This window comes from Pantoea sp. X-Soil-ISGK-355 (genome assembly GCF_059730805.1).
In genome coordinates this window covers 3,184,787-3,207,092 of record NZ_AP035971.1, presented here as the reverse complement: position 1 = coordinate 3,207,092, position 22,306 = coordinate 3,184,787, and the positions used below count along the sequence as shown (strand labels likewise).

18 protein-coding genes and 4 tRNA genes are annotated in these 22,306 nt (G+C 54.6%); 21 read left to right on the top strand and 1 reads right to left on the bottom strand.

Annotated features, from left to right (window positions below):
• Window positions 1-29 precede the first annotated feature (29 nt).
• The 7 genes from AC6I8J_RS14690 to AC6I8J_RS14660 all read left to right on the top strand — a co-directional run bounded on the left by AC6I8J_RS14690 (window position 30) and on the right by AC6I8J_RS14660 (window position 9,873).
• A complete protein-coding gene (locus AC6I8J_RS14690; RefSeq protein WP_497825513.1) occupies window positions 30-1,421 on the top strand; it encodes a NarK family nitrate/nitrite MFS transporter in 1,392 nt (463 codons plus the stop codon).
• Between the two features lie 101 nt (window positions 1,422-1,522).
• Window positions 1,523-5,284 (top strand): nitrate reductase subunit alpha, encoded by a 3,762-nt coding sequence (locus tag AC6I8J_RS14685; protein ID WP_161732768.1) that lies wholly within the window; start codon window positions 1,523-1,525, stop codon window positions 5,282-5,284.
• On the top strand, window positions 5,281-6,825 hold the full coding sequence (gene narH / locus AC6I8J_RS14680; RefSeq protein ID WP_161732766.1) for a nitrate reductase subunit beta: 1,545 nt from the start codon (window positions 5,281-5,283) through the stop codon (window positions 6,823-6,825). The genes AC6I8J_RS14685 and narH overlap by 4 nt, the downstream gene beginning before the upstream one ends.
• On the top strand, window positions 6,822-7,550 hold the full coding sequence (gene narJ, locus AC6I8J_RS14675; RefSeq protein ID WP_161732764.1) for a nitrate reductase molybdenum cofactor assembly chaperone: 729 nt from the start codon (window positions 6,822-6,824) through the stop codon (window positions 7,548-7,550). The genes narH and narJ overlap by 4 nt, the downstream gene beginning before the upstream one ends.
• Window positions 7,547-8,224: a respiratory nitrate reductase subunit gamma gene (narI, locus tag AC6I8J_RS14670; protein WP_161732762.1), complete on the top strand. Its 678-nt coding sequence runs from the start codon at window positions 7,547-7,549 to the stop codon at window positions 8,222-8,224. Before narJ ends, narI begins: the two co-directional genes overlap by 4 nt.
• A gap of 150 nt (window positions 8,225-8,374) precedes the next feature.
• A complete protein-coding gene (gene mltB / locus AC6I8J_RS14665; protein WP_161732760.1) occupies window positions 8,375-9,457 on the top strand; it encodes a lytic murein transglycosylase B in 1,083 nt (360 codons plus the stop codon).
• Window positions 9,458-9,537: 80 nt separating this feature from the next.
• Complete coding sequence (locus tag AC6I8J_RS14660; RefSeq protein WP_222925060.1) at window positions 9,538-9,873, top strand: zinc ribbon domain-containing protein YjdM; 336 nt, start codon at window positions 9,538-9,540, stop codon at window positions 9,871-9,873.
• A 33-nt stretch (window positions 9,874-9,906) separates the two neighbouring features.
• Here AC6I8J_RS14660 and AC6I8J_RS14655 read toward each other — a convergent pair whose 3' ends face one another.
• The gene (locus AC6I8J_RS14655) at window positions 9,907-10,794 is read right to left on the bottom strand and encodes a dihydrodipicolinate synthase family protein (RefSeq protein ID WP_497825512.1); all 888 of its coding nucleotides are present in this window, start codon (window positions 10,792-10,794) and stop codon (window positions 9,907-9,909) included.
• 165 nt (window positions 10,795-10,959) lie between these two features.
• Between AC6I8J_RS14655 and tam the strand changes: the two genes are divergently transcribed.
• The 14 genes from tam to luxS all read left to right on the top strand — a co-directional run bounded on the left by tam (window position 10,960) and on the right by luxS (window position 22,275).
• Window positions 10,960-11,772 (top strand): trans-aconitate 2-methyltransferase, encoded by an 813-nt coding sequence (gene tam, locus AC6I8J_RS14650; protein WP_285088423.1) that lies wholly within the window; start codon window positions 10,960-10,962, stop codon window positions 11,770-11,772.
• A gap of 68 nt (window positions 11,773-11,840) precedes the next feature.
• Window positions 11,841-12,335, top strand: a complete 495-nt coding sequence (pncC, locus tag AC6I8J_RS14645; protein WP_161732754.1) for a nicotinamide-nucleotide amidase — start codon at window positions 11,841-11,843, stop codon at window positions 12,333-12,335.
• Window positions 12,336-12,430: 95 nt separating this feature from the next.
• Entirely contained in the window at window positions 12,431-13,501 is a 1,071-nt protein-coding gene (gene recA / locus AC6I8J_RS14640; protein ID WP_161732752.1) for a recombinase RecA, read from the top strand.
• Window positions 13,502-13,621: 120 nt separating this feature from the next.
• A complete protein-coding gene (locus tag AC6I8J_RS14635; protein WP_150014588.1) occupies window positions 13,622-14,140 on the top strand; it encodes a regulatory protein RecX in 519 nt (172 codons plus the stop codon).
• A gap of 133 nt (window positions 14,141-14,273) precedes the next feature.
• Entirely contained in the window at window positions 14,274-16,901 is a 2,628-nt protein-coding gene (alaS, locus tag AC6I8J_RS14630) for an alanine--tRNA ligase (RefSeq protein ID WP_161732750.1), read from the top strand.
• A gap of 250 nt (window positions 16,902-17,151) precedes the next feature.
• Window positions 17,152-17,337, top strand: coding sequence for a carbon storage regulator CsrA (csrA, locus tag AC6I8J_RS14625; RefSeq protein WP_008927091.1), 186 nt, complete (start codon window positions 17,152-17,154; stop codon window positions 17,335-17,337).
• Window positions 17,338-17,619: 282 nt separating this feature from the next.
• Window positions 17,620-17,712, top strand: a tRNA-Ser gene (locus tag AC6I8J_RS14620).
• Between the two features lie 8 nt (window positions 17,713-17,720).
• A tRNA-Arg gene (locus AC6I8J_RS14615) sits at window positions 17,721-17,797 on the top strand.
• 209 nt (window positions 17,798-18,006) lie between these two features.
• Window positions 18,007-18,083 (top strand) — tRNA-Arg (locus tag AC6I8J_RS14610).
• Between the two features lie 209 nt (window positions 18,084-18,292).
• A tRNA-Arg gene (locus AC6I8J_RS14605) sits at window positions 18,293-18,369 on the top strand.
• A 609-nt stretch (window positions 18,370-18,978) separates the two neighbouring features.
• A complete protein-coding gene (yqaB, locus tag AC6I8J_RS14600) occupies window positions 18,979-19,545 on the top strand; it encodes a fructose-1-phosphate/6-phosphogluconate phosphatase (protein ID WP_253419845.1) in 567 nt (188 codons plus the stop codon).
• The gene (locus tag AC6I8J_RS14595) at window positions 19,542-19,970 is read left to right on the top strand and encodes a YqaA family protein (RefSeq protein ID WP_010248498.1); all 429 of its coding nucleotides are present in this window, start codon (window positions 19,542-19,544) and stop codon (window positions 19,968-19,970) included. Before yqaB ends, AC6I8J_RS14595 begins: the two co-directional genes overlap by 4 nt.
• A 31-nt stretch (window positions 19,971-20,001) precedes the next feature.
• A complete protein-coding gene (gene gshA, locus AC6I8J_RS14590) occupies window positions 20,002-21,609 on the top strand; it encodes a glutamate--cysteine ligase (RefSeq protein ID WP_497825511.1) in 1,608 nt (535 codons plus the stop codon).
• 150 nt (window positions 21,610-21,759) lie between these two features.
• Complete coding sequence (luxS, locus tag AC6I8J_RS14585) at window positions 21,760-22,275, top strand: S-ribosylhomocysteine lyase (RefSeq protein ID WP_003849049.1); 516 nt, start codon at window positions 21,760-21,762, stop codon at window positions 22,273-22,275.
• Window positions 22,276-22,306: the final 31 nt, after the last annotated feature.

The following is a 22,306-nucleotide window of genomic DNA, read 5'->3' as shown; positions in this document are numbered from 1 at the left end:
ACAATTATTATTCTGCTGATGAGAGATTTATGACCCAATCTGCCCCATTGCAAACCCCGACGCGCGGCGCGTTAATCCAGGACTGGCAACCTGAAAATGAGGCGTTCTGGCAGACGCGCGGCAAGCGTATCGCCAGCCGTAACCTGTGGATTTCTGTTTTTTGCCTGCTGCTGGGCTTCTGCGTCTGGATGCTGTTCAGCACCGTCGCGGTGAATCTGAATAAAGTCGGCTTTAACTTCACTACGGAGCAGCTCTTTTTGCTGACCGCGCTGCCGTCTGTGTCCGGCGCGCTGCTGCGTGTGCCTTACTCTTTTGTTATTCCCATCTTTGGTGGTCGCCGCTGGACTGCTTTCAGCAGCGGCATCCTGATTATCCCCTGCCTGTGGCTCGGCTTTGCGGTACAGGACAGCCAGACCTCATTCGCCACATTTATGGTGATCTCCCTGCTGTGCGGATTTGGTGGCGCTAACTTTGCTTCGAGCATGGGCAACATCAGCTTCTTCTTCCCTAAAGCCCATCAGGGGGGCGCGCTGGGTATCAACGGCGGCCTTGGTAATCTTGGCGTCAGCGTGATGCAGTTTGTCGCACCACTGGCAATCTCCTGTGCCATTTTTGGCTTTGCCGATGTGGGTCAAACCACCGTCACCGGCGACAGCATCTGGCTGGAAAATGCGTCCTGGATCTGGGTGCCTTTCCTGGCGATCGGCACGCTCGCAGCCTGGTTCGGCATGAACGATCTCGCGGCGGCGAAATCCTCGCTGCGTGAGCAGTTGCCGGTGCTGAAACGTCCACATTTGTGGATTATGGCACTGCTCTATCTGGCGACCTTCGGTTCCTTTATCGGATTTTCTGCTGGTTTCGCCATGCTGACGAAAACGCAGTTTCCAGATGTTGTGATCATGCATTACGCCTTTTTCGGCCCGTTAATTGGTGCGCTGGCCCGTTCAGCAGGCGGCATCGTTTCTGACCGCCTCGGCGGTACCCGCGTCACGCTGGTTAACTACATCCTGATGGCGCTGTTTGCCGCACTGTTGTTCCTCACACTGCCGGGAGATGGACATGATGGCTCGTTCATTGCCTTCTTCGCCGTGTTTATGGGCCTGTTTCTGACCGCCGGTCTGGGCAGTGGCTCCACCTACCAGATGATTGCGGTGATCTTCCGCAAGCTGACGCTGGAACGTATCAAAGCTGAAGGTGGTGACGATGCGCATGCGCAGCGTGAAGCGGCAACTGAAACCTCGGCTGCGCTGGGCTTTATCTCCGCCATTGGTGCACTGGGCGGCTTCTTTATTCCACAGACCTTTGGCCTGTCGCTTGCCATGACAGGTTCACCTGCTGGCGCGATGAAAATCTTCCTGGTCTTCTATCTCTGCTGCATCGCCGTGACCTGGCTGGTTTACGGACGAAAAGCCCGCGCCTGATAACGACAAAGCCGGTGTGGCGCACCGGCACCATTTTACTTTCTGTATCGCGACAGATGCAGAGTCAGCAATGTCATACCAGGCCTTCAGGAGTATTCCGGATGAGCAAGTTTCTTGATCGATTTCGTTATTTCAAACAGCTGGCTGAGCCCTTTTCCGGCCAGCATGGGCAGACTTTAAACAGTAACCGCGACTGGGAAGATGGTTATCGCAGCCGCTGGCAGCACGATAAAGTCGTACGCTCTACCCACGGTGTTAACTGTACCGGCTCCTGCAGCTGGAAAATCTACGTCAAAAATGGATTGGTCACCTGGGAGACCCAGCAGACCGACTATCCGCGTACGCGTCCCGATCTGCCTAACCATGAGCCGCGTGGTTGCCCACGTGGAGCCAGCTACTCCTGGTATCTCTACAGCGCTAACCGCCTGAAATATCCGCTGATGCGTAAGAAGCTGATTCAGCTGTGGCGCGACGCGAAAGCGCAGCACAGCGATCCGGTGGAGGCCTGGGCATCCATTATCAGCAATCCAGAGAAAGCGAAAAGCTACAAGCAGGCGCGCGGACGCGGCGGCTTTGTGCGTTCCAGCTGGCAGGAAGTGAACGAGATGATCGCTGCTGCGAACATCTGCACCGCGAAGACCTACGGCCCTGACCGAATTATGGGATTCTCGCCGATTCCGGCGATGTCGATGGTCTCTTACGCTGCCGGCGCTCGTTATCTGTCACTGATCGGCGGAACCTGCCTGAGCTTCTATGACTGGTATTGCGATCTGCCGCCTGCGTCACCGATGACCTGGGGCGAGCAGACCGACGTGCCGGAATCGGCCGACTGGTACAACTCCTCTTACATTATTGCCTGGGGCTCCAACGTGCCGCAGACCCGTACCCCGGATGCGCACTTCTTTACGGAAGTCCGCTATAAAGGGACAAAAACCGTGGCAATCACCCCGGACTATGCAGAAGTCGCGAAGCTGTGCGACCAGTGGCTGAGTCCGAAGCAGGGCACCGACAGCGCGATGGCGCTGGCGATGGGCCATGTGATGCTGAAAGAGTTTCATCTTGATCGCGAAGTCGGTTATTTCCGCGACTATGTGCGCCGCTACACCGATATGCCGATGCTGGTCATGCTGGAGCCACGCGAGGGTGGCTACTACGCCGCAGGCCGTCAGCTACGCGCCAGCGATCTGGTGGATGGTCTGGGTCAGGAGAATAACCCGGAGTGGAAAACCGTGGCGCTGGATCAGGCGACCGGTGAATTGATTGCGCCGCAGGGCTCTATCGGCTTCCGCTGGGGCGAAAAAGGGAAATGGAACCTGGAGCAGCGCGACGGCCTGTCACAAAAAGAAGTGGAGCTGCAACTCAGCCTGCTCGGCAGCCACGATGAGGTCGTTGAAGTCGGTTTCCCTTACTTTGGCGGCATCACCAGCGAGCATTTTAACAGCGTCGCGCTGGATGAGATTCTGCTGCACAAGCTGCCGGTGAAACGCCTGAAACTGGCGGATGGCAGTGAAGCGCTGGTCACCAGCGTCTACGATCTGACGCTGGCGAACTACGGTCTGGATCGCGGCCTTGATGATACTAACTGCGCGCAAAGCTACGACGAAATTAAAGCCTACAGTCCGGCCTGGGCAGAGCAGATTACGGGTGTTTCCCGGCAGAACATCATCCGCATTGCCCGTGAGTTTGCCGAAAACGCCGAGAAAACCCGTGGCCGTTCAATGATTATCGTCGGTGCCGGTATGAACCACTGGTACCACATGGACATGAACTACCGCGGCCTGATGAACATGCTGATTTTCTGCGGCTGCGTCGGTCAGAGCGGCGGGGGCTGGGCGCACTATGTCGGTCAGGAGAAACTCCGTCCACAGACTGGCTGGACCCCGCTGGCCTTTGGCCTCGACTGGCAGCGTCCGCCGCGTCAGATGAACAGCACCTCTTTCTTCTACAACCACTCCAGTCAGTGGCGCTATGAAACCCTGGCTACCAGCGAACTGCTGTCACCGCTGGCGGATAAAAGTCGCTACAGCGGCAGCCTGATCGACCTCAACGTGCGTGCCGAACGCATGGGCTGGCTGCCTTCCGCACCGCAGCTTAACGTCAACCCGCTGCACATCGCGGCGCAGGCGAAAGCCGCCGGTCAGTCCCCGCTGGATTACACAGTGGAAAGCCTGAAGCAGGGCACCATGCGGTTTGCCGCTGAACAGCCGGACGACCCGCAGAACTTCCCGCGTAACCTGTTTGTCTGGCGCTCTAACCTGCTCGGCTCCTCAGGTAAAGGGCATGAGTACATGCTCAAGTACCTGCTGGGCACCGAAAACGGCATTCAGGGTAAAGATTTAGGTCAGCAGGGCCGCGTGAAGCCGGAAGAAGTGGAATGGCTGGATCAGGGTGCCGAAGGCAAGCTGGATCTGGTGGTCACACTCGACTTCCGTATGTCGAGCACCTGTCTCTACTCCGATGTCGTACTGCCAACCGCCACCTGGTATGAAAAAGACGATATGAATACCTCGGATATGCATCCGTTTATTCATCCGCTGTCGGCGGCCGTCGACCCGGCCTGGGATTCAAAAAGCGACTGGGAGATTTATAAAGGCATCGCGAAAGCCTTCTCCGATCTCTGCCCTGGCCATTTAGGTGTTGAAACGGATGTGGTGACGCTGCCGGTGTTGCATGACTCACCGGCCGAACTGGCGCAGCCGTTCGAGACTAAAGACTGGAAAAAAGGCGAGTGCGACCTGATTCCGGGCAAAACCGCGCCACACATTATGGTGGTAGAGCGCGACTATCCGGCGATCTGGGAACGCTTTACCTCGCTGGGACCGTTGCTGGATACCCTGGGTAACGGCGGCAAAGGCATCAGCTGGAACACCAGCAAAGAGGTCGATTTCCTCAAGCTGCTTAACTATGTCAAAGCCGATGGTCCGGCAGCGGGGCGGCCAAATATTGACACGGCGATCGATGCAGCAGAAGTGATCCTGGCACTGGCACCAGAAACCAATGGTCAGGTGGCGGTGAAAGCCTGGCAGGCGCTGGGGGCGATTACCGGTCGTGACCACACGCATCTGGCACTGAACAAAGAAGATGAGAAGATCCGCTTCCGCGATATCCAGGCACAGCCGCGCAAAATTATCTCCAGTCCGACCTGGTCAGGTCTGGAAGATGAACATGTCTCCTACAACGCCTGCTACACCAACGTTCATGAGCTGATCCCGTGGCGTACCCTGAGCGGTCGGCAGCAGCTCTATCAGGACCATGAGTGGATGCGCGCCTTCGGTGAGAGCCTGATGGTTTATCGTCCGCCAATTGATACCCGTGCGGCGAAGCCGTTGCTGAACAGCAAACCCAACGGTAACCCGGAGAAGGCGCTGAACTTCCTGACGCCACATCAGAAATGGGGCATTCACTCCACCTACAGCGACAACCTGCTGATGCTGACGCTATCACGCGGCGGCCCGATTGTCTGGATGAGTGAAGATGACGCCCGCGAGCTGGGCATTGTGGATAACGACTGGATCGAGGCGTTCAACGCCAACGGTGCACTGACCGCGCGTGCGGTGGTGAGCCAGCGTATCCCGGCCGGTATGACCATGATGTATCACGCTCAGGAACGCATCGTGAATATCCCCGGTTCGGAGATCACCAGCCAGCGCGGCGGCATCCATAACTCCGTGACGCGAACCTGCCCGAAACCGACCCATATGATCGGCGGTTATGCCCAGCTCTCCTGGGGCTTTAACTACTACGGCACCGTCGGCTCTAACCGCGATGAGTTCGTGGTGGTCAGAAAAATGAACAACATTAACTGGTTAGATGGGGAAGGCAACGATGCCTGCCAGGGCAGCCAGCAGGAGGTAAAACCATGAAAATTCGTTCACAGGTCGGCATGGTGCTGAATCTCGACAAATGTATCGGCTGCCACACCTGTTCGGTGACCTGTAAAAATGTCTGGACCAGTCGCGAGGGCATGGAATACGCCTGGTTCAATAACGTCGAAAGCAAACCTGGCGTCGGCTATCCGCACGCCTGGGAAAATCAGCAGAAATGGAAGGGTGGCTGGATCCGTAAGATCAACGGCAAGCTGGAGCCGCGCATGGGCAGTCGCGTCGGCCTGCTGTCGAAGATCTTCGCTAACCCGGATGTGCCTGCACTGGATGATTACTACGAGCCGTTCGATTTCGATTATCAGCATCTGCACAACGCGCCTGCCGGTAAACATCAGCCGATCGCACGTCCGCGCTCACTGATCACCGGTGAGCGGATGAAAAAGATCGAAAACGGCCCGAACTGGGAAGAGATCCTTGGCGGCGAATTTGCCAAGCGCTCGCAGGATAAGAACTTCGATAATATCCAGAAGGAGATCTACGGCCAGTTTGAGCATACCTTCATGATGTATCTGCCGCGCCTGTGTGAGCACTGCCTCAACCCGGCGTGCGTGGCGACCTGCCCCAGTGGCGCGATCTACAAGCGCGGCGAAGATGGCATTGTGCTGATCGACCAGGATAAATGTCGCGGCTGGCGGATGTGCCTGACCGGCTGTCCGTACAAGAAGATCTACTTCAACTGGAAAAGCGGCAAATCGGAAAAATGCATTTTCTGTTATCCACGTATTGAAGCGGGCCAGCCCACCGTCTGCTCGGAAACCTGTGTCGGCCGCATCCGCTATCTCGGCGTGCTGCTCTATGACGCTGACCGCATTGAACAGGCGGCCGCAGCGGAAAACGAGAAAGATCTCTATCAGAGCCAGCTGGATATCTTCCTTGATCCCCACGATACGGCCGTGATCGCCCAGGCACTGAAAGATGGCGTTGCGCAGAGCGTGATCGACGCCGCGCAACGCTCTCCGGTCTACAAAATGGCGATGGAATGGAAGCTGGCGCTGCCGCTTCATCCTGAATACCGCACGCTGCCGATGGTCTGGTATGTGCCGCCATTATCACCGATTCAGTCGGCGGTGGATGGCGGGGCGCTGGCGCATACCGGCGTGCTGCCGGATGTGGAAAGCCTGCGCATTCCGGTTGAGTACCTGGCGAACCTGCTGACCGCAGGCGACACCGCACCGGTGCTGCTGGCACTGAAACGCATGCTGGCGATGCGCCATTACAAGCGCGCAGAAAGCGTGGACGGTGAGCATGATGTCCGGGCGCTGGAGCAGGTCGGTCTGACCGAAGCGCAGGCGCAGGAGATGTACCGTTATCTGGCGATCGCTAACTATGAAGATCGCTTTGTGGTGCCTTCCAGCCATCGTGAACTGGCGCGTGAAGCCTTCCCGGAAAGCAAAGGCTGTGGCTTCAGCTTTGGCGATGGCTGCCACGGCAGCGACAGCAAATTTAACCTGTTCAACAGCCGCCGTATTGATGCCATTGACGTCAGCAGGAAAACCAGCCGTCCGGAGGATGCCTCATGATCACGCTGCGTGTTGTGTCGCGTCTGCTGGACTACCCGGATGAGGCGCTGTTTACCCACTATCCCGACCTGATCGCGGCGCTGGAAGAGGCCAGCGAACTCAACCTGCAACAGAGCGCACGGCTGGTACGCTTCATCAATCAGCTCTGCACCCGGCCCATGCTGGATGTGCAGGCTGACTACTGCGAACTGTTTGATCGCGGCCGCGCCACCTCGCTGCTGCTGTTTGAACATGTGCACGGTGAGTCGCGCGATCGCGGTCAGGCGATGGTTGATCTGCTGGAACAGTACCGGGCTGACGGTCTGGAACTGGACAGCAAAGAGTTGCCCGATTATCTGCCGCTCTACCTGGAATATCTCGCCTGCAAAAGCGATGAGGCCGCGCGTCAGGGGCTGGAGGACATCGTGCCAATTCTGGCCTTGCTGGCCGCGCGTCTGGAAGAGCGACAGAGTCCTTATGCTGACCTGTTCACCGTGTTACTGACGCTGTCCGGCAGCGCAGTCGATCCTGCGGCCCTCAAGCCCCAGGTGGCGCAGGAAGCGCGTGATGATACCCCGGCAGCACTCGATGCGGTCTGGGAAGAGGAGCAGATTAAATTTCTCGGCGAACAGGGCTGTGCCTCAGCGCAGCAGGCGAGGCATCAGCGTCGCTTCGCCGATGCGGTCGCGCCGCAGTATCTGGATATCGCCGCGGCGACGGCGCGCACCACAGGAGAATCAGCATGAATTTTATTAACACTTTCTTCTTCGATATTTACCCTTACCTGGCCGGGACGATTTTTCTGGTTGGGAGCTGGCTGCGCTATGACTACGGGCAGTACAGCTGGCGGGCCGGTTCCAGTCAGATGCTGGACAAAAAAGGAATGCGGCTTGCCTCTAACCTTTTCCACATCGGCATCATCGGTATCTTCTTCGGTCATATCGTCGGGATGCTGACCCCGCACTGGATGTATGAATCCTTCCTGCCGATCGACGTGAAGCAGAAGCTGGCGATGATTGCCGGTGGCCTGTTCGGTGCGATGACGCTGGCGGGTGGGGCGCTGCTGCTGAAGCGCCGTCTGACCAATCCACGAGTGCGGGCGACCAGCAGCGTCGGCGACATTCTGATCCTGACGTTGCTGGTGGCTCAGGCCACGCTGGGTCTTCTGACCATTCCGTTCTCTGCTCAGCATATGGACGGCAGTGAGATGATGAAGCTGGTGGGCTGGGCACAGGCGGTGGTGACCTTCCACGGTGGCGCGTCGCAACATCTTGAGGGCGTCGCGTTTATCTATCGCGTGCACATGGTACTGGGCATGACGCTGTTCCTGCTGTTCCCGTTCTGTCGTCTGGTGCATATCTGGAGCGCACCAGTTGAATATCTGACCCGCCGTTATCAGCTGGTGAGAAACCGCCGCTAATCCCGAAAAGGCTGTGGGGGGAGATACCGCCCCGCAGCCATGTTAACCCACGGCTGCGTTGACGTTTTTTTAAGATTCCGGACTGTATGTCAACGCGCTGAACGACTACTATTACCGCATCTGAATTTACCCTTCGTTTATGGATAACCGATGCGTCTCAAGTTAGCCCTCCTTGCGTTCATCCCGCTTCTGGCCTCCTGCAGCAGCAAACCTGACGTTCCTTCCCAGCAGAAGATGCTGGCTGCGCCACAGGGCGGTTTCTTACTGCAGCCGTCGCACAGCGGGCAGGCGATGTTCGGCGACTTTGCCGGTAATCCGGCCGCAGAGCAGTTTATCGATAAGATGGTTGAGAAGCATGACTTCGACCGTGAGCAGCTGCACAACATAATCGGTCAGGCTAAGCGACTTGATTACGTGCTGCGGCTGATGGATCGTCAGGCACCGAGCTATACGCCTGCGCCGGGACCTAACGGTGCCTGGATCCGCTATCGCAACAAGTTCATTACGCCGGATAACGTGCAAAACGGCGTGGCGTTCTGGAACCAGTATCAGGATGCGCTGCAACGCGCGCAGCAGGTCTATGGCGTGCCGCCGGAAATCATTGTCGGCATCATTGGCGTGGAAACCCGCTGGGGTCGCGTAATGGGGAAAACGCGGATTCTGGATGCGCTTGCAACCTTATCGTTTAACTATCCGCGCCGTGCCGCGTACTTCAGCAGCGAGCTGGAAACCTTCCTGCTGATGTCGCGTAAAGAGCAGGATGATCCGCTGGCGCTGAAAGGCTCTTTCGCCGGGGCGATGGGCTATGGTCAGTTTATGCCTTCCTCTTACAATGATTACGCGGTTGATTTCAACGGCGACGGCCATGCAAACCTGTGGGATCCGGTGGATGCGATCGGCAGCGTGGCGCACTACTTCCAGAAACACGGCTGGCGCAGCGGTGAAAATGTGGCGGTCCCGGCAAGCGGTCAGGCACCGATGCTGGAAGATGGCTTCAAAACCCGTTACAGCGTGAGCATGCTGGCGGCGTCAGGCCTGTCACCTCAGGGTTCGCTGGACGGTAACAATCAGGTCAGTCTGCTGCGCCTCGACTTAGGCACCAGCTACCAGTACTGGTACGGCTTACCCAATTTCTATGTCATTACCCGCTACAACCACAGTACTCATTATGCGATGGCGGTATGGCAACTGGGTGAGGCGGTGAGCAAGGCACGGCAGGGCGGCCTGTTATAAAGGCTATCCTTGTTAACTGTAAGGTTATATGATGACGCCCTTTTTCAGGCCATACAGCCACTGATACCTCTGGAGTCGTTATGTCTTTACCTGCCTGCCCAGCTTGTCACGCCGATTACACCTGGCAAGATGGTGATAATCTCAACTGCCCCTCCTGCGGCCATATCTGGACCGAAGGAGAGGGGGACAGCAGCAACGGATCGCTGGAAGTGCGTGATGCCAACGGCAATCTGCTGGCAGATGGCGACAGCGTCACGGTGATCAAAGATCTCAAGGTGAAGGGCAGTTCCTCATCGTTGAAGATCGGCACCAAAGTGAAAAGCATTCGCCTGGTTGAAGGGGACCACAACATCGACTGTAAAATCGACGGTTTTGGCCCGATGAAATTAAAATCTGAGTTTGTAAAAAAGAACTGAGATCCGGGGCGCAGGGATGCGCCCGCCTTTCTTTTAGCTGAACAGCCGATCGATTGCGGCGCACTGTTCCGCGTTCAGAGCACCACCGTAATTACGCGAATTACTGCTCATTGAGTCATAGCGACGCGCTACAGCCGTTTTAATCGTTGTCACAAAATCATCCCCGATACTGTAAATCGCCATCAGCCGACCAATCTGCTGCTGCAGACGCGTCAGCTCAGGAAGATTGCCTGTCCGCCACGCGTTCATCATTCCGGCGAAGTACTCCGGCACAATATTATTCAGGCCTGAAATCACCCCGGCCCCCCCCGCCAGCAGATTGGGAAGCAGGTATTCGTCATATCCTGACAGCACGGCAAAATCACTGCGTACCTTGCGGGTCTCCTCAATCATTGCCCGGTTATGCGACAGGCAATCCACCGTATCTTTGATACCGACAAAGTTGGGCAGCTTTGCCGCCAGAGCGGCAATCAGCGTTGGCGTCAGATCGCAGCCGGTGCGAGCCGGGAAGTTGTAGGCAAACCATTTGCCACCCAGCTGCGCATCAAGCGCTTCGAAGTAGTGCAACAGCTGCCGTTGCGTCTGTCCGTAGTAGTAGGGCGGCAGCACCATCACCGCGTCAAAGTCATTTTTCCAGGCGGCTTCGGCCAGTGTCAGCATGTCCGGGATACAGGTTGCTGAGATGTTCGCTACCATTTTTAGTGGTGACAAGGGTCTGGCTTCCTGAATCAGCTGTAAACGCTCCTGCTGCGTCAGTGAGGCAAACTCGCCAATGCTGCCCATCACCAGCAGGGTGTCAATACCGGAGTCATTGAGGCGGGAGAAGTGTCGCCCGAGCGCGTCGATATCAAGGCCGCCCTGCGCACTGAAAGGGGTGACGGTAGGGCACCAGACACCGGCAAAGGCCGATTTTTCACGCATAGCTGTCTCCTGAAGTAAATGTTAAAAATGAAACAGTGTTTTAACTTAATGGCTCCAGCCAGTCTCTGCCAGCGCGTGATGCAAAAATGAGCAACGAGTCGCACTTTTTCGCCTTTCATCCGTCTCAGTAAGCGAATACTTCTTACAACTGAGCGAGAGGTGATGATGAAAGAGTGGGATCCCGTGCTGTATCGCAAATTTGAAGCGGAACGAACCCGTCCAGCCCGCGAACTGCTGGCTCGGATCAGCCTGGAACAGGTTGAGCAGGTGACGGATCTGGGCTGCGGACCCGGCAACAGCACCGAGCTGCTCGCCGATGCCTGGCCGCTGGCGCAGATCACAGGACTAGACAGTTCAGCGACGATGCTAACTCAGGCCCGTGAACGTCTGCCGCACTGCCGTTTCGTCCAGGCAGATATCCGTACATGGCAGGCGGATACGCCGCAGCAAGTGATTTATGCGAACGCATCTCTGCAATGGCTGGATAATCACGCCACGCTGTTTCCTCATCTGGTCAGCCAGCTTGCACCCGATGGCGTGCTGGCGATACAGATGCCTGATAACCTCAATGAGCCGTCGCACCATCTGATGCGCGAGGTGGCGGCTGGAGATCGCTGGTCGTCACTCATTAATGCCAGTGTCGCTGAACGTACACAGCTGCTTTCTACGGGCGAGTACTACAATCTGCTGACCGAGGCTGGCTGTGAGGTAGATATCTGGCGGACCACCTATTATCACGTGATGGCCGATGCACAGGCGATTATCAGCTGGTTGCAGGCGACCGGCCTGAGGCCTTTCCTGGCTATGCTGAATGAATCTGAACAGTCGGCTTTTCTGTCTGATTATCATCAGCGCTTACTTACTGCTTATCCGGCTCAGGCCGATGGTCAGATTCTGCTCGCCTTTCCGCGACTTTTTATGGTTGCAGTGAAAAAAGGTGATGGCGCTGGAAAGCCTGCCGCAAAATCAGGGCAATAATGATAAGAGCCCTTGAAAAAGTGGTTTTTCTGCACCACCTTCAACCTACGACCAAAGGGAGAGTTGCAATGGACGATCAGCAATTGCAGGCGTTAAGCGCGCAGATAGGTGAGAAGCTGAAGCAGCGTAATGCTACCGTAACCTGTGCGGAATCCTGTACCGGCGGCTGGATTGCCAAAGTCTTTACCGATATCAGCGGCAGTTCCGCCTGGTTCGAACGCGGTTTTGTCACCTACAGTAATGAGGCTAAACAGCAACTGGTCAATGTGCAGACAGACTCGCTGGCGCAGTATGGCGCGGTGAGTGATGCGGTGGTACGTGAGATGGCGCTGGGTGCCCGTAAGGCGGCCCATGCTGACTACGCGATCTCCGTAAGCGGCATTGCCGGTCCGGATGGCGGCAGTGAAGAAAAACCGGTCGGCACAGTGTGGTTTGGCTTTGCCGGGCCGCAGGATAACGTATTGACTTTTCAACAGCATTTTAGCGGCGGTCGTGATGCCGTCCGCCGCCAGTCGGTGGCATGGGCCCTGCAGAAACTGTATGGCGAATTTCTGACAAATTAAACTTGATACTGTATGACTATACAGTATAATTGTCGGCAACAGAAAGAGTGCAGGCACCCTGAGTGCGTGTTTACCCGGCTTGATTAGGAGTTGAAATGGCGATTGATGAAAACAAACAGAAGGCTTTAGCTGCCGCGCTGGGCCAGATTGAGAAACAATTTGGTAAAGGCTCCATCATGCGCTTGGGTGAAGACCGCTCAATGGATGTGGAAACCATCTCTACCGGTTCGCTCTCGCTAGATATCGCATTAGGTGCAGGCGGTCTGCCAATGGGACGTATCGTTGAGATCTACGGACCAGAGTCTTCCGGTAAAACCACGCTGACCCTGCAGGTTATCGCATCTGCACAGCGTAAAGGCAAAACCTGTGCCTTTATCGATGCTGAGCATGCGCTTGATCCGGTTTACGCCAAAAAACTGGGCGTAGATATTGAAAACCTGCTCTGTTCTCAGCCCGACACCGGTGAGCAGGCGCTGGAAATCTGTGATGCGCTGGCGCGTTCTGGTGCTGTTGATGTCATCATCGTCGACTCCGTTGCGGCGCTGACGCCGAAAGCGGAAATTGAAGGTGAAATCGGTGACTCACATATGGGCCTCGCGGCACGTATGATGAGCCAGGCGATGCGTAAACTGGCCGGTAACCTGAAGCAGTCCAATACGCTGCTGATCTTCATCAACCAGATCCGTATGAAAATTGGTGTGATGTTTGGTAACCCGGAAACCACTACCGGTGGTAACGCGCTGAAGTTCTATGCGTCTGTCCGTCTTGATATCCGCCGTATCGGTGCCATCAAAGAGGGCGATAACGTGGTGGGTAGTGAGACCCGCGTTAAGGTAGTGAAAAACAAAATCGCCGCGCCATTTAAACAGGCTGAATTCCAGATCATGTACGGCGAAGGTATCAACACCTTTGGTGAGCTGGTCGACCTGGGCGTTAAGCACAAGCTTATTGAAAAAGCGGGTGCATGGTACAGTTACAATGGCGACAAGATTGGTCAGGGTAAATCGAATGCCGGCAACTTCCTGAAAGAGAATGCTGCTGTGGCAAACGAAATTGATCTGAAGTTGCGTGAGATGTTGCTCAACGGCGCAGATGAGAAACTCGCAGCAGCCGACAAAGCTGCTGAGAAAGAAGACGCGGCAAGTGAAGCGAACGAAGACTTCTGATTTATGATGCGGGAGGGGCAAAAGCCTCTCCCGCTGTTTTATCCCCCTCATACCTTTCCTGCCTTCCCTCTGTCCTGTTCTGTCGCCATAATTTCCCTCTGTTTGTAGAAGGTGCGCAGTATGACTGAATCCTCTCAGCCCCAACCCAATGTTGTCTCTTATTCTCGTCTGCTTGACCGTGCGATGCGCATTTTGGGTCAGCGCGACCACAGCCGTGCAGAGTTATCCCGTAAGCTACAACAGTCAGCTCAGCGTGCCGCATGGGCGCAGAAAAAAGAGCCTGAAATTATTACTGAAGCGCTGCTGGAGCAGGTACTGGACTGGTGTCAGGAAAGCGGCTGGTTAAACGACGAGCGTTTTACCGATCGGTTTATTCAGAGCCGAAGCCGTAAAGGTTTTGGGTCGCAGCGCGTACGGCTTGAACTGGCCCAGAAAGGCATCGATCGTGAAGCCATTGATATTGCGATGGAAGAGACTGAAGTCGACTGGGCGGCCTGCGCGGCTCAGTTGGCTGAAAGAAAATTCGGACATCCGCTGCCCACAGAGTGGAAAGAGAAAGCGAAAGTACTACGCTATCTGCAGTCAAAGGGCTTTCAGACCGACGATATCCAGTCCATTTTCAGAAATTTTGATGACTAAAAGCCGATGTAATTTTACTTCCCACCGAAGAAAATTTATCTTATTCCCACTTTTTGTTCCGCTAATCAGGCACCACGAGAATGTGGCCGCGCCGATCAGAGGGAACGTTCGTTAGCGTGATTCCAGGACATATATGAGCAAGAGCACTGCTGAGATCCGTCAAGCGTTTCTCGACTTTTTTCATAGCAAGGGACATGAGGTTGTAACCAGCAGCTCCCTCGTACCGAATAACGATCCAACGTTGTTGTTTACTAACGCCGGGATGAACCAGTTTAAAGATGTGTTCCTCGGTCAGGACAAACGTGATTATACACGTGCGACCACGTCACAGCGCTGCGTACGCGCAGGCGGCAAACACAACGATCTTGAAAACGTCGGCTACACCGCACGTCACCACACCTTCTTTGAAATGCTGGGTAACTTCAGCTTTGGTGACTACTTCAAGAAAGAGGCGATTGGTTTTGCCTGGGAACTGCTGACGAGCGAGCAGTGGTTCAGCCTGCCGAAAGAGCGTCTGTGGGTGACGGTCTATGAAACCGATGATGAAGCCTACAATATCTGGGCGGACGAAATCGGCGTGCCACGCGAGCGCATTATCCGCATCGGCGACAATAAGGGCAGCGCGTACGCGTCAGATAATTTCTGGCAGATGGGCGATACCGGTCCTTGTGGTCCGTGCAGTGAAATTTTCTACGATCATGGCGATCACATCTGGGGTGGCCCGCCAGGCAGCCCGGAAGAAGATGGTGACCGTTATATTGAGATCTGGAACATCGTCTTTATGCAGTTCAATCGTCAGGCTGATGGCACTATGCTGCCGCTGCCAAAACCGTCGGTTGATACCGGAATGGGCCTTGAGCGTATTTCTGCCGTTCTGCAACACGTTAACTCCAACTATGAAATCGACCTGTTCCAGAAACTGATTCAGGCTGTGGCACAGGTTACCGGCGCGACCGATCTGAGTAATAAATCGCTGCGCGTGATTGCCGACCATATCCGCTCCTGTGCTTTCCTGATTGCCGATGGCGTGATTCCGTCGAATGAGAACCGTGGCTACGTGCTGCGTCGTATCATTCGTCGTGCCGTACGTCATGGCAATATGCTGGGCGCCAAAGAGGCTTTCTTCTATAAGCTGGTTGCGCCACTGGTTGAGGTTATGGGGGCTGCGGGCGAAGAGTTACAGCGTCAGCAGGCTCAGGTTGAGCAGGTGCTGAAAAGCGAAGAGGATCAGTTTGCCAGAACGCTGGAGCGCGGACTGGCGCTACTGGACGAAGAGCTGGAAAAACTGCAGGGCGACACGCTGGATGGCGAAATCGTCTTCCGTCTTTACGATACCTTTGGCTTCCCGGCTGATTTAACGGCTGACGTCTGCCGCGAACGCAACCTGAAAATTGATGAAGCGGGCTTTGAGCAGGCGATGGAACAGCAGCGTCAGCGTGCACGTGAAGCAAGTGGCTTCGGCGCTGACTACAGCAACGTTATCCGCATTGATGCCGCCTCCTCCTTCAAAGGCTACGACCAGCTTGATCTGGCCGCCACGGTGAAAGCGCTCTACGTTGCGGGCGAGGCGGTTGATGAAGTGACCGCCGGTCAGGATGCTGTAGTCGTGCTGGATGAAACGCCATTCTATGGCGAATCCGGTGGTCAGGTAGGCGATACCGGTCTTCTGAAAGGGAAGAATGCTGAATTTAGCGTCCAGGATACACAAAAATATGGTCAGGCAATCGGTCATGTCGGTAAGCTGACCGCAGGGCAGTTGCGTATCGGAGATCGTCTTGAGGCCCAGGTTGATGCGGCACGCCGTGCACGCATCCGTCTTAACCACTCCGCGACCCACTTATTGCATGCCGCATTGCGTCAGGTTTTAGGTGAGCATGTGGCGCAGAAAGGCTCGCTGGTTAACGACAAATACCTGCGTTTCGATTTTTCGCATTTCGAAGCGATGAAACCTCAGGAGATTCGTCAGGTCGAAGATATCGTCAATGCGCAGATTCGTCGCAACCTGCCGGTTGAAACTGAAGTGATGGATCTGGATGCGGCAAAGTCTAAGGGTGCGATGGCACTGTTTGGCGAGAAATATGATCAGCGCGTACGCGTTCTGACCATGGGTGATTTCTCTGTTGAGCTGTGCGGGGGGACTCATGCTGCGCGCACGGGTGATATCGGCCTGTTCCGTATTCAGGCTGAGTCAGGAACGGCGGCAGGCATCCGTCGTATCGAAGCCATTACCGGTGAAGGGGCGCTGGCGCAGGTCAATGCGCAGAGCAGCCAGCTGCAGGATCTTGCGCAGCTGGTCAAAGCGAACAGCAGCAACCTGAACGAGAAAGTACGTGGTCTGGTTGATCATGTGCGGGCTCTGGAGAAAGAGTTGCAGCAACTGCGCGATCAGCAAGCCGCGCAGGAGAGCGCTTCACTGAGCAGCAATGCCATCGACGTTAAGGGAGTGAAACTGCTGGTCAGTGAGCTCAACAATGTTGAACCTAAAATGTTGCGTACCATGGTTGATGATCTTAAGAATCAGCTGGGGTCGGCGATTATTGTGCTGGCAACGGTTACTGAAGGTAAGGTGTCGCTGATTGCGGGTGTGACCAAAGATCTGACTGACCGTGTTAAAGCGGGTGAGTTGATTGCCGGTCTGGCTCAGCAGGTTGGCGGGAAGGGCGGTGGCCGTCCTGATATGGCACAAGCTGGTGGTAACGATGCGGGTGCTCTGAAAGGCGCATTAGCAGGGGTTGAGGACTGGGTCAGCAGCCGTCTGTAAGTGAATTAAAACAAGGCATCGTAAAAAGCGTCAGAACGGTTGTTCCGGCGCTTTTTAATACGATGCTAAAGCAGCAAATGACAAAGTCAGGTTGATGTAGTGTATTTCGGCTAAACTAACTATCAGCAGAATGTATTGGCGCATCGATGTGCATTGGTGTATTTCTCATACACATTGTGCAGCGTTAAATGATGGATAATGCCGGGAGCCTGTACAAGCCCGACTCTTTTAATCTTTCAAGGAGCAAAGAATGCTTATTCTAACTCGTCGAGTTGGTGAAACCCTCATGATCGGTGATGAGGTAACTGTAACGGTGCTGGGTGTTAAGGGTAACCAGGTTCGTATAGGGGTTAACGCGCCGAAAGAAGTGTCTGTGCATCGCGAAGAGATCTATCAACGCATCCAGGCTGAAAAAACGCAACAAACCAGCGTTTAACGGATTCAGCGTCTCGCACAAGTGCGAGGCGCTACCGCTTTGTTAAAAATCCTGCTTTTTCTTTTCTGCTTTCTCTTCCCGGTTTCGTTAACGACATCACCTTTCATTGTTGATAATTCACTCTTTTTGTCGCCATTTTGTCCCAATTGTGTGTGATTTGCGCAATCAAACAAAGTTTCGGAAAAATTGTTTGACTTAAAAGTCCGGGAAAGTAATATGTGCGCCACGCAGTGCCGATGAGCAGAAACAACGTTCAGACGCACAGTTCGAAAGAAAGCGTAAGGTGAGGTGGCCGAGAGGCTGAAGGCGCTCCCCTGCTAAGGGAGTATACGGTCAAAAGCTGTATCGAGGGTTCGAATCCCTCCCTCACCGCCATTTTCGATGCATCCATAGCTCAGCTGGATAGAGTACTCGGCTACGAACCGAGCGGTCGGAGGTTCGAATCCTCCTGGATGCACCATATTTTCGAATATGGAAAAGTGCCTCGGTGTGACATGACGCATTAGCGTTCAGGCCGCACTAAGGAGGATAACGTTGCTTTAGCAACGGCCCGCAGGGCGAAGCGCAAGCTGAGTAATCCTCCTGGATGCACCATCGAAACAAAGCGAATTAGCAATTCCTTTCATGGTGAGTAGTTAGCACCCTGCGTTGTACAAGAATTTGATTTATGCATCCATAGCTCAGCTGGATAGAGTACTCGGCTACGAACCGAGCGGTCGGAGGTTCGAATCCTCCTGGATGCACCATATTCTTCCCGAATATGGACAGTGCCTCAGTGTGTCATGACGTGATTATCGTTCAGGCCGCACTAAGGAGGATAACGTTGCATCAGCAACGGCCCATAGGGCGAAGCGCAAGCTAAGCAATCCTCCTGGATGCACCATTCTTTGTAACATCCTCAGGTTGGTTTCCGAAAGTCCATAAAAAAGTGTGACCCCCAAAGATAGACCCCAATGCATCCATAGCTCAGCTGGATAGAGTACTCGGCTACGAACCGAGCGGTCGGAGGTTCGAATCCTCCTGGATGCACCATCTTCTCGAATGTTGGCAGTTCCTCAGTGTGACATGACGCAATAAGCGTTCCGGCCGCACGAAGGGGGATAACGTTGCATCAGCAACGGCCCGCAGGGCGAAGCGCAAGCTGAGTCATCCTCCTGGATGCACCATCTTCTTCTTTAGTCTCAAAATCCAGTCTTAAAATCCCTCAAAGTATCATGGCGCGATGATCGCTAAGACATCACTAAACACGCTAGCGTTACTTCCGTAACCGCCCGTACAGCAAACGCTGAGTGAGTATCCTGAAAAACCTCTGCAGTTTCCCTCTGGCTTCACACGCCCTCTTTTCCTGTTTAATCTGCCCCATTGATTCATCATCCTGACTTAAGCGATCCGAAACGCCTGTTTCCCGCATCAACGCCTTCTGTTTTGCTGCCCACGCCCGTCCGCCGCCGCCTGTCAGCCAAAAGAATGTTAAAAATTCGCTTAAAATTCGTACTGTTATCACTGGCCGCGCACGATCACCTTTATCTGAAAACAAAAATTGCTAATGCTTTCAAAGCATTTGCTGTTCATCCCCCCTGGCGACAACCTGTCCACATTAGGCTAAAGTAATGTCTCATTTGGTGGATGTCCGGAGTGACAATGTACGATCAATATGACGCCCTGATTTTCGATATGGACGGCACGATTCTTGATACTGAGCCGACACATCGAAAAGCGTGGCGTCAGGTACTGGCGCGTTATGGATTAACGCTGGATGAAGCTCGTATTATCGACTTCAATGGCGCACCAACCTGGCGGCTGTCGCAGTTCATCATTGAATCCAATCAGTCGTCACTCGACCCTCATCTTCTTGCCGCAGAAAAAACCGCTGCCGTGAAAGCGATGCTGCTGGAAAACGTGAAGCCACTGCCTTTAATGGAGGTGGTGAAAGCGTATCACGGGCGGCGTCCGATGGCGGTGGGTACCGGAAGCGAACACAGTATGGCAGAGGCGTTACTGACGCAGCTGGGCGTGCGTGAGCTCTTCTCTGCAGTCGTTGGTGCTGACGACGTACAGCGTCATAAACCTGAGCCTGAAACCTTCTTACGCTGCGCTGAGCTGATGGGTGTGACGCCGGCACGTTGTGTGGTGTTTGAGGATGCGGACTTTGGTATTCAGGCAGCGAAGGCGGCAGGTATGGCTGTGGTGGATGTCCGCTTACTGTGAGTGACGTTCTTACCTATGCCTCAATGTTCGGCAGCAGCTTTTTAAGTGCAACGCTCCTGCCGGGAAGTTCTGAAGCACTGCTGATAGCACTATTGATAGCAAAAAAAACATCAGTTTACGGGTTGCTTTTGGCCGCATCACTGGGAAACACCTTGGGCGGCTTAACCAACATTCTTATTGGTCGCTTGCTGCCGTTAAAACGTCAGGGGCGATGGCATGACACAGCAATGACGTGGTTGCACCGACTGGGACCTGCAGCACTGTTATTCAGCTGGCTGCCAGTGATAGGTGATCTGCTCTGCGTTCTGGCAGGCTGGTTACGTTTCGCCTGGCTACCCGCGATGCTGTTTCTCGCTGTCGGCAAAACACTGCGTTATATCGTTATCGCGACTGCCACATTACAGGGTATGCAATGGTGGCATTGATTCGCATAGATTCGAGGCTACGGTTAACATTATGCTGAACAAAAATAAATTATTATCACAGCGGGGGGGGAATGTGATCCCGGACGTATCTAAAGCGCTCTCCTGGCTGGAAGCGCATCCCAATGCCCTTAAAGGTATTGGCCGTGGCATCGAGCGTGAAACGCTGCGTGTACAGGCAAATGGCGAACTGGCAAAAAGCGGCCACCCGGAATCTCTGGGGTCGGCGCTGAAACATGACTGGATCACCACTGACTTTGCCGAAACGTTGCTGGAATTTATTACGCCAGTGGATCACAGCATTGATCATATGCTGGCATTCCTGCGCGATATTCATCGTCACGTGGCCCGTGAACTGGGTGATGAACGCATGTGGCCTTTCAGTATGCCATGCGAGATTGACGACGCAGACAATATTGAGCTGGCGCAATATGGCACGTCCAATATCGGTCAGATGAAGACGCTCTACCGCGAAGGCCTTAAAAACCGCTACGGCGCGTTGATGCAGACCATCTCCGGCATTCACTATAACTTCTCGCTGCCACTCTCATTCTGGCAGGAGTGGGCTGACGTGAAAGATCAGGAAAGCGGAAAAGAGACGATTTCGGCGGGCTATCTGCGGCTGATCCGCAACTATTATCGCTTCGGCTGGGTCATCCCCTATCTGTTTGGCGCATCGCCTGCTATCAGCTCCAGCTTCCTGCAGGGCCGTGAGAGCGCGCTGTCGTTCGAAACCAACGACAAAGATACGATGTGGCTGCCGTACGCCACCTCGCTGCGTCTGAGCGATTTAGGCTACACCAATAAATCGCAGAGCTCTCTGGGCATCACGTTTAACTCGCTGGAAGGCTATGTCACCGCGCTGAAAAAAGCGATTAAGACGCCGTCAGAAGAGTATGCAGCGATGGGCACTAAAGATGCCGACGGTAACTGGCTGCAGCTCAACACCAACGTGCTGCAGATAGAAAACGAGCTCTATGCGCCAATCCGGCCTAAGCGTGTGACACGCTCGGGTGAAGCGCCTTCTGATGCGCTGCTGCGTGGTGGTATTGAGTACATTGAAGTGCGTTCGCTGGATATCAACCCATTCTCTGCCATCGGCGTTGATGAAAATCAGGTTCGCTTTCTCGACCTGTTCCTGATCTGGTGTACCCTGGCGGATGCGCCGGAGATGAGTGCCGATGAGCTGCAATGCACCCGCATAAACTGGAACCGGGTTGTGCTGGAAGGGCGTAAACCGGACCAGAAAATTGCCGTAGGATGCGGAGAAGCGGAACATTCGCTGGTGGAAGTCGGCAAGACCCTGTTTGCCGATCTGCGTCGGGTTGCTGAAGTCTTAGACAGCAATAATCAGGACAGCACGGAATATCAGCAGGTTTGCGATCAACTGGTAGCATCGTTCGACGATCCTGAGCTAACCTACTCGGCGCGCATCCTTCAGGCAATGAAGGACAATGGTGTAACCGGAACCGGCGTGGCGCTGGCTGAACAGTATCGCCATCTGCTCTGCGAAGAGCCGCTGGAAGTGCTGACAGAAGACGATTTCACGCGTCAGGCGCAGGAATCTGTTGCTGCACAGCAGCAGCTGGAAGCGAGTGATAAGCTGGATTTTGAAGCATATCTGGCGAGCCGGGAAGGGTAGAAAAGAAAAAGGCCACATCAATGTGGCCAAATTAACATCTCTGTTGTCAGGGATGATGATAACAAATGCGCGTCTTTCATATATTCAGACGTTGGGCGAACAGAAAAGTTTCATCGTTTTAAAAAAAATTCTCAGAACAGGAGGTGACGTATGCCACTACTGGACAGTTTTACCGTTGATCACACCATCATGGGCGCACCGGCAGTACGCGTTGCAAAAACCATGAAGACTCCGCATGGCGATACGATTACCGTTTTTGACCTGCGTTTTTGCCGCCCGAACATTGATATTCTCACTGAGCGTGGCATTCATACGCTGGAGCATCTCTTTGCCGGATTCATGCGCGATCACCTGAATGGTGACGGTGTGGAAATCGTCGATATCTCGCCAATGGGTTGCCGTACCGGCTTCTACATGAGCCTGATTGGTACGCCAGACGAGCAGCGCGTTGCGAAAGCGTGGAAAGGGGCGATGGAAGATGTTCTGAAAGTGAAAGATCAGAACCAGATCCCTGAGCTGAATGAATACCAGTGTGGCAGCTACAAGCTGCACTCACTGGATGAAGCGCAGCAGATCGCGCGCAATGTGCTGGCGCATGAGATCGGCGTTAACCGCAACGACGATCTGAAGCTGCCTGCTGAAAAGCTGAAAGAACTGCACATCTAGCCAGAGCCTCTCTGCTAAAAAAAACGCCGCA

Excerpts from the sequence above, each read along its gene's own strand:
- luxS (WP_003849049.1), top strand. The coding sequence starts at position 21,760 with ATGCCACTACTGGACAGTTTTACCGTTGATCACACCATCATGGGCGCA.
- AC6I8J_RS14690 (WP_497825513.1), top strand. The coding sequence starts at position 30 with ATGACCCAATCTGCCCCATTGCAAACCCCGACGCGCGGCGCGTTAATC.
- alaS (WP_161732750.1), top strand. The coding sequence starts at position 14,274 with ATGAGCAAGAGCACTGCTGAGATCCGTCAAGCGTTTCTCGACTTTTTT.
- gshA (WP_497825511.1), top strand. The coding sequence starts at position 20,002 with ATGCTGAACAAAAATAAATTATTATCACAGCGGGGGGGGAATGTGATC.
- AC6I8J_RS14660 (WP_222925060.1), top strand. The coding sequence starts at position 9,538 with ATGTCTTTACCTGCCTGCCCAGCTTGTCACGCCGATTACACCTGGCAA.
- AC6I8J_RS14655 (WP_497825512.1), bottom strand. The coding sequence starts at position 10,794 with ATGCGTGAAAAATCGGCCTTTGCCGGTGTCTGGTGCCCTACCGTCACC.
- mltB (WP_161732760.1), top strand. The coding sequence starts at position 8,375 with ATGCGTCTCAAGTTAGCCCTCCTTGCGTTCATCCCGCTTCTGGCCTCC.
- recA (WP_161732752.1), top strand. The coding sequence starts at position 12,431 with ATGGCGATTGATGAAAACAAACAGAAGGCTTTAGCTGCCGCGCTGGGC.
- yqaB (WP_253419845.1), top strand. The coding sequence starts at position 18,979 with ATGTACGATCAATATGACGCCCTGATTTTCGATATGGACGGCACGATT.
- pncC (WP_161732754.1), top strand. The coding sequence starts at position 11,841 with ATGGACGATCAGCAATTGCAGGCGTTAAGCGCGCAGATAGGTGAGAAG.
- narH (WP_161732766.1), top strand. The coding sequence starts at position 5,281 with ATGAAAATTCGTTCACAGGTCGGCATGGTGCTGAATCTCGACAAATGT.
- csrA (WP_008927091.1), top strand. The coding sequence starts at position 17,152 with ATGCTTATTCTAACTCGTCGAGTTGGTGAAACCCTCATGATCGGTGAT.
- AC6I8J_RS14635 (WP_150014588.1), top strand. The coding sequence starts at position 13,622 with ATGACTGAATCCTCTCAGCCCCAACCCAATGTTGTCTCTTATTCTCGT.
- tam (WP_285088423.1), top strand. The coding sequence starts at position 10,960 with ATGAAAGAGTGGGATCCCGTGCTGTATCGCAAATTTGAAGCGGAACGA.
- AC6I8J_RS14685 (WP_161732768.1), top strand. The coding sequence starts at position 1,523 with ATGAGCAAGTTTCTTGATCGATTTCGTTATTTCAAACAGCTGGCTGAG.
- narJ (WP_161732764.1), top strand. The coding sequence starts at position 6,822 with ATGATCACGCTGCGTGTTGTGTCGCGTCTGCTGGACTACCCGGATGAG.
- narI (WP_161732762.1), top strand. The coding sequence starts at position 7,547 with ATGAATTTTATTAACACTTTCTTCTTCGATATTTACCCTTACCTGGCC.